6 protein-coding genes are annotated in these 5,719 nt (G+C 74.6%); 2 read left to right on the top strand and 4 right to left on the bottom strand.

Annotated features, from left to right (window positions below):
• Positions 1-49 precede the first annotated feature (49 nt).
• Both ACTWQJ_RS45320 and ACTWQJ_RS45325 read right to left on the bottom strand, forming a co-directional pair.
• Positions 50-478, bottom strand: coding sequence for an ATP-binding protein (locus ACTWQJ_RS45320; protein ID WP_443312226.1), 429 nt, complete (start codon positions 476-478; stop codon positions 50-52).
• A 170-nt stretch (positions 479-648) separates the two neighbouring features.
• Positions 649-2,043 (bottom strand): protein phosphatase 2C domain-containing protein, encoded by a 1,395-nt coding sequence (locus tag ACTWQJ_RS45325; protein WP_443312227.1) that lies wholly within the window; start codon positions 2,041-2,043, stop codon positions 649-651.
• 314 nt (positions 2,044-2,357) lie between these two features.
• Here ACTWQJ_RS45325 and ACTWQJ_RS45330 point away from each other — a divergent pair, with 314 nt between their 5' ends.
• Together ACTWQJ_RS45330 and ACTWQJ_RS45335 are read left to right on the top strand one after the other, a co-directional pair.
• On the top strand, positions 2,358-3,341 hold the full coding sequence (locus tag ACTWQJ_RS45330) for a helix-turn-helix domain-containing protein (RefSeq protein ID WP_443312228.1): 984 nt from the start codon (positions 2,358-2,360) through the stop codon (positions 3,339-3,341).
• Between the two features lie 52 nt (positions 3,342-3,393).
• Positions 3,394-3,876 (top strand): DUF456 domain-containing protein, encoded by a 483-nt coding sequence (locus ACTWQJ_RS45335; protein WP_443312229.1) that lies wholly within the window; start codon positions 3,394-3,396, stop codon positions 3,874-3,876.
• Between the two features lie 13 nt (positions 3,877-3,889).
• Here the strand turns inward: ACTWQJ_RS45335 and ACTWQJ_RS45340 are convergent, their stop codons facing one another.
• Positions 3,890-4,378 carry a methylated-DNA--[protein]-cysteine S-methyltransferase gene (locus ACTWQJ_RS45340; RefSeq protein WP_443312230.1) on the bottom strand — a complete coding sequence of 163 codons (489 nt, stop codon included), beginning with the start codon at positions 4,376-4,378 and terminating at the stop codon, positions 3,890-3,892.
• The coding region (locus ACTWQJ_RS45345) for a DNA-3-methyladenine glycosylase 2 family protein (protein WP_443312231.1) at positions 4,375-5,719 on the bottom strand (1,345 nt) is incomplete at its 5' end. The genes ACTWQJ_RS45345 and ACTWQJ_RS45340, both read right to left, overlap by 4 nt.

A 5,719-nucleotide genomic window follows, 5' to 3' on the forward strand; every position in this document is an offset into this window, starting at 1 on the left:
GGGACGGGGGCGCGGCGCACGCGATGTGGCCGTGCCCCCGTCCCGTGCGTCATGCGGCGTCCGCGTCGAGCTCGAACCACACCGACTTGCCCACCGCGTGCGGCCGTACGCCCCACGCGTCCGCGAGGGACTCCACCAGCACCAGGCCCCTTCCGTGCGTCCCCTCGTCGGCCTTCGGTGCGCACAGCCGGGGCCGGCGGGCCACGAAGTCCCGTACCTCCACCCGCAGTCCACCGGGTCCGACGGTGGCCGTCAGGACCGCGTCGTGGTCGGTGTGGACGATCGCGTTGGTGACGAGCTCGCTGGTGAGCAGCTCCGCCGTCTCGGACCTGCCGGGCCCTCCCCAGTGTCGTAACAGCTCACGCAGTTCCCTGCGGGCCTGTGGGACCGCCCGCAGGTCCGCCCGGCCGAGTCTGCGCCTCAGTTGGGGCGTCTGCGCCCGCTCCTTGGCGGCGCCCCGTCGTGCCTGCCTCTCCATGTCCCCCGCCCGCGTGCCGATGTCGGTTCCCCTCCTGCTCGAACACGTTCACGGAGATCCATGCCCCGTCGGCAACGGGCCAGTCATGCGGAGTCGTCAACGACCAGGTGTTCGGGGAGACTGGCTGATTTCGTACGTCGTGGCGCCGCCGGACAGACCCGGAAGCGGCCCTACAGCGCCTCCCAGACGGCCGCCGCCGTACGGTCGTCGGCGTAGCCCTTGACTCTCACCTGGGTGTCGGCGAGGAAGGCGGCGAGGCCCGGCGGCTCCGGGTGGGACCACCGTTCGGTGAGATGGGCGGGCAGCTCCGGCTCGCCGCGCAGCGGGTCGGCGAGGCCGCCGGTGCACATCAGGAGCGTGTCGCCCGGTCGGGCGACGGAGGCGCGGAAGCGGAAGGGTTCGCGGGGTGGCTCGGGGGGCGGGTCGTACGGGGTCGGCGGTGTCGTGATGCCGAGGTCCATGGTGAGCCGGTCGCCCTCCGGCGTCTCGGACGGCAGCGATCCGAAGCCCACGACGGGCTCACCGGTCACGTCGGTGACCTGGGGTTCTATGTCCTGCCAGGCCCCGTCACGCAGCCGGAACAGTCCGCCCGCGCCGACGCCGAAGAAGACGCGGGTACGGCACTCGGGGTCGGCAGGCAGGAGCAGACAGCGCAGGGTGGCGGCGTACTCGTCGGGCTTCAGGCCCTGTTCGGCGGCGCTGGCGCGGAGTCTGCCGAGGCTGCGGTCGGTCAGACGGTGCAGTCCGGACTTCAGGTCGCCGCGCCGGCCGGCCCGGATGTCCTCGGTGAGCCGCGGGTGGCTGCGGCCGACCGCCCGGCCGATCCACTGGCACAGCTCGGCGGCCGCGCGGTGTGCCCCGGCCGTGGCCCGCGCGCCGGTCGCCATCGCCACCAGCACCAGCGCCTCGTCGCCGCTGCCGAAGCGGGCGGTGAGCAGCGAGTCGCGACGCGGGTCGCCCCGGTACCGCGCGGAGTCCCCACGCACCGAGGCCGCGCGCAGGGTGCAGGCCCCGTACCGGGCACCGTCCAGCACGGTGTCGGCCACCAGATCGCTGAGGTCGTCGGGATCGGCGGGAGGGAGGGCGGTGGGCTCGGCCTCGTAGGTGGGTGGGCCGGAGCCGACGTGATGCAGGGTCGGGGTGACGTGCCTGGCGGGGGCGGGCGGCTGCGGGGGGCCGTCCGGGGGCGTGTCGGAGGGTTCGGGGGGTGGGGGTGCGGTGGTGGTCGTGGACGGGGTGTCTGCCGAGGTACCGCTCCCGGTCGCCGCGGCGGTGGGGCCCTGGGGCGCGGACGGGAAGGTGTCCGGACCCGGCGGTGCGGCGGTCGGCGGCTCCCAGGGGGCACGCCGGCGTACGCCCGAGCCGTCTCTCGGTTCCGGGACGCGGGTGTCCGGGTGGTGGGTGCGGTTGCCGTCGGTGTCGCCCACTGCTCCGGCCGCGGAGGCGAAGCGGTTGTCCAGTGGGTATGGGGTGCGTGTTGGGCCCGTGTCCTCGGTGGAGTCGTCGTACAGCTGCCCCCACCAGTCGTCGGAGTGACCGGTGGGCCTTCCCCCCTGCTGGCTCATGCCCCCAATTGTCCACCGCACGGGCCGCGTGAAAACGGGGCATCCGGAAAATGCGGCGCGACACTCCGCACCGAACCACGTGTCGGGTGAAGTGTCGAACGGACACGCGGGAGAGGTCGCCGGGCGGCTCCACCCCCCACAGGAGAGCCGCCCGGCGACGTCGGGAGACCCGGCCCCCCGTCTGCGCCGGTGGCCCCACCTTGGCAGAGTTGCGGGAGGTACGGCGATGATGTGCCCAGGCGGTTTTGCGCCGTGGCCGGTTTCCGCCACGGACCGCACCGCGGGGTCTGGTTTCCGGGGAGGGACGACGGCTGATGCTGGCGGCGATAGGGCTGGACGAGACGCACGAGGGGGCGTACCGGGCTCTGGTGGCCGTGGGCGCCGCCGACGTACCCGATCTCGCCCGGCGGCTGACGCTCGGCGAGTACGACACCGAGCGGGCGCTGCGCCGGCTGGAGCGGCACGGGCTGGCGGCCCAGTCCTCCGGGCGGCCCGGACGCTGGGTGGCGGCCCCGCCGGGGGTGGCGCTCGGGGCGCTGCTCGCCCAGCAGCGGCACGAGTTGGAGAAGGCGGAACTGGCCGCCGCCCTGCTCGCCGAGGAGTACCGGGCGGCGGCGGCCGAGCCGGCCGTGCACGACCTGGTCGAGGTGGTGATCGGCGCGGCCGCGGTCACCCAGCGGTTCCTGCAGTTGCAGCTCGGCGCGAGTGACGAGGTGTGCGCGCTGGTCACCGGCAACCCGGTGGCCGTGACCGGGATGGAGAACCACGCCGAGGAGCAGGCGGCCGGCCGGGGGGTGCGCTACCGGGTCGTGGTCGAGCGCTCGGTACTCGACCAGCCGCACGGACTCACCGAGTTGGGCGCGGCGCTCGGCCGGGACGAGCAGGTGCGGGTGGTGGACCGGGTGCCGACGAAGCTGGTGGTCGCCGACCGGGCGCTCGCGCTGGTGCCGCTCACCTCGCCGACCGCGGAACCGGCCGCGCTGGTGGTGCACGCCAGCGGGCTGCTGGAGCTGCTGTCCGGGCTGTTCGAGTCGGTGTGGCGGGATGCGCTGCCGCTGCGGATGGGCGGGGGCGGTGTCATCGTGCAGGACCCGGACGGTCCCGACGGCACCGATCTGGAGATCCTGTCCCTGCTGCTGGCCGGGCTGACCGACGCGAGCGTCGCGAAGCAGCTCGACCTGGGCCTGCGGACCGTGCAGCGCCGGGTGAAGCGGCTGATGGAGCTGACCGGGGTGACGACCCGGCTGCAGCTGGGCTGGCATGCGTACGAGCGGGGCTGGGTGGCGCGGGACCGATAAAGGTCCTGTCCGGAGACCTGCGAGTTCGGGCGGGCTCCGGCACGCTGGGCAGATGGGAGTGTGGGAGCTCCTGCTGGCCGGACTGGTCATGCTGCTCGGCCTGTGCGGAGTGCTGGTGCCCGGCGCGCCCGGGTCGTGGCTGGTGTGGGCCGCCGTCATGTGGTGGGCGTTGCTGGATCCGCGGCCGGTCGCCTGGTTCATGCTCGTCGGCGCCACCGTCGCGCTGCTCCTGTCACAGGTGGTGCGCTGGGCGCTGCCGCCCCGCCGGCTGCGGACGAGCGGCGCCACCCCGCGGATGGCGGTGTACGCCGGAGTCGGCGCGTTCCTCGGTTTCTTCCTCGTCCCCGTGGTCGGCGCCATCCCCGGCTTCATGGCCGGCATCTACGTCTGCGAACGGCTCCGCCTGGGCCGGCACAGCGAGGCGCGCGCGGCCCTGCGCACGGCGATGCGCTCGGGCGGCTCCAGTGTGCTGGCGGAGCTGTTCACCTGTCTGCTGATCATGGGCGCGTGGCTGGGCGTGGTGATCTGGGCCTGACCGGGTGTCTGGGTCAGAGCACGCCCTCCAGCGTGAGCAGCTGCACCTTCCGGTCGAGGCCGCCCGCGTAGCCGGTCAGTGAGCCGTCGGCGCCGATCACGCGATGGCAGGGGCGGAGGATCAGCAGCGGGTTGGCGCCGATCGCGCCGCCGACGGCCCGTACGGCGGCCCTGGGGGCGCCGATCCGGGCCGCGATCTCGCCGTACGTGGTGGTGGCGCCGTACGGCAGCGAGTCCAGGGCGGCCCACACCCGCTGCCGGAACGCGGTGCCGTCGGTGTGCGACGGCAGGCGGAACTCCTTGAGCTCGCCGGCGAAGTACGCGGCGAGTTGTTCCTCGGCCTCGCGAAACAGCCCGGAGTCGTGCAGCCAGCCGTCCTGGACGGTGCGGCCGCCCTTCTGGCCGGGCACGGACAGGGACGTCAGTGTGCCGCTCGGGTCGGCGGTGAGGAGCAGCTCACCGAGCGGGCTGTCGAGGGTGGTCCAGTGGGTCGGGGTGGTCATCGGTACTCCAACTCCCCTGCTGTGCACAGGTGTTGTACGGCGTACGAGCGCCAGGGGCGGCAACTGTCGGGAACGTCCGTGTCGGGCGGCACCACGTCGGGGTCGCCCAGGGCGCGGGTGCGGATGGCGGCGACGGTGGCGCCGTCCAGGCCGGGCAGGGCGAGCAGCGCCGCCTGTGCGTCGTCCCGGTCGGCGCCCGGGTCGAGCCGTACGGCACCGTCGGCAAGGGCGGCGGTGAGCGCGCCCAGGGTGCCGCCGGGCTCGGCCTCCGCGAGGACGGCCGGTTCGGGGAAGACATGGGTGAGGGTGCCGCACGGGACGTCGAGGGCCTTGCCGTACCGCCGTACGAGCTGCTCCGCCGCCGGTCCCACCAGCGCGCGGATCGCCAGCTCCTCCGGGTCGGCTGCGCCCGGCGAACGCAGTCCGGGCCGCGCGGCGACCAGCGGCGCGAGCCGTGGGTCGGCGCCGAGCCGCTCGTCTACGGCGTACGGATCGGCGTCGAGGTCGAACAGCCGCCGCAGCCGCTGCACGGCGGTGGTGAGGTCGCGCAGGTCGGTGAGATGCAGCCGCGCGTCGAGCCAGCCGCCCCGGTGGCGGGCCGAGCCGGAGCTCCCCGGCCGCTCGTCGACCGCGACGATTCCCGTGCCGTAGGGCAGGCGGAGCGTACGGCGGTAGGTGCGGCCGCCGGGCGCCCCGCTCACCTCCTCGATGCCGGGCACCGCCTCACGGGCCAGCAGGTCGAAGACGGCACCGGCGTGGTACGGGCCCCGGTGGGCGAGCCGCAGCGGAATCCCGGCGCTCGGTGTGTCCGCCCGCCGGACCGTGCGGCGCTGGGGCGCGGCAGCGCGCAGTTCGCTCGGTGTCGACGCGTACACGGCGCGAATCGTGTCGTTGAACTGGCGCACGCTGGCGAACCCGGACGCGAACGCGATCTGGGTGATGGGCAGGCCGGTGGTCTGGAGCAGCACCCGCGCGGTGTGCGCCCGCTGGGCCCGGGCCAGTGCGACGGGGCCGGCGCCGAGCTCGGCGGTGAGCTGGCGCTGCACCTGCCGGGCGCTGTAGCCGAGCCGCGTGGCGAGGCCGGCGACGCCTTCCCGGTCGACGACGCCGTCGCCGATCAGCCGCATGGCCCGCCCCACGACGTCGGCCCGCGCATTCCAGTCGGCCGAGCCCGGCACCGCGTCCGGCCGGCACCGCCGGCAGGCCCGGAACCCCGAGCCCTGCGCGGCGGCGGCCGTCGCGAAGAACCGCACGTTGTGCCGTTTGGGCGTCACGGCGGGACAGCTCGGCCGGCAGTAGATGCCGGTCGTCTCGACGGCGAAGAAGAACGCCCCGTCGAAT

This window comes from Streptomyces sp. KR55, from assembly GCF_052245645.1.
Taxonomy (GTDB): Bacteria; Actinomycetota; Actinomycetes; order Streptomycetales; family Streptomycetaceae; genus Streptomyces; species Streptomyces flavusporus.

Excerpts from the sequence above, each read along its gene's own strand:
- ACTWQJ_RS45335 (WP_443312229.1), top strand. The coding sequence starts at position 3,394 with ATGGGAGTGTGGGAGCTCCTGCTGGCCGGACTGGTCATGCTGCTCGGC.
- ACTWQJ_RS45330 (WP_443312228.1), top strand. The coding sequence starts at position 2,358 with ATGCTGGCGGCGATAGGGCTGGACGAGACGCACGAGGGGGCGTACCGG.
- ACTWQJ_RS45340 (WP_443312230.1), bottom strand. The coding sequence starts at position 4,378 with ATGACCACCCCGACCCACTGGACCACCCTCGACAGCCCGCTCGGTGAG.
- ACTWQJ_RS45325 (WP_443312227.1), bottom strand. The coding sequence starts at position 2,043 with ATGAGCCAGCAGGGGGGAAGGCCCACCGGTCACTCCGACGACTGGTGG.
- ACTWQJ_RS45320 (WP_443312226.1), bottom strand. The coding sequence starts at position 478 with ATGGAGAGGCAGGCACGACGGGGCGCCGCCAAGGAGCGGGCGCAGACG.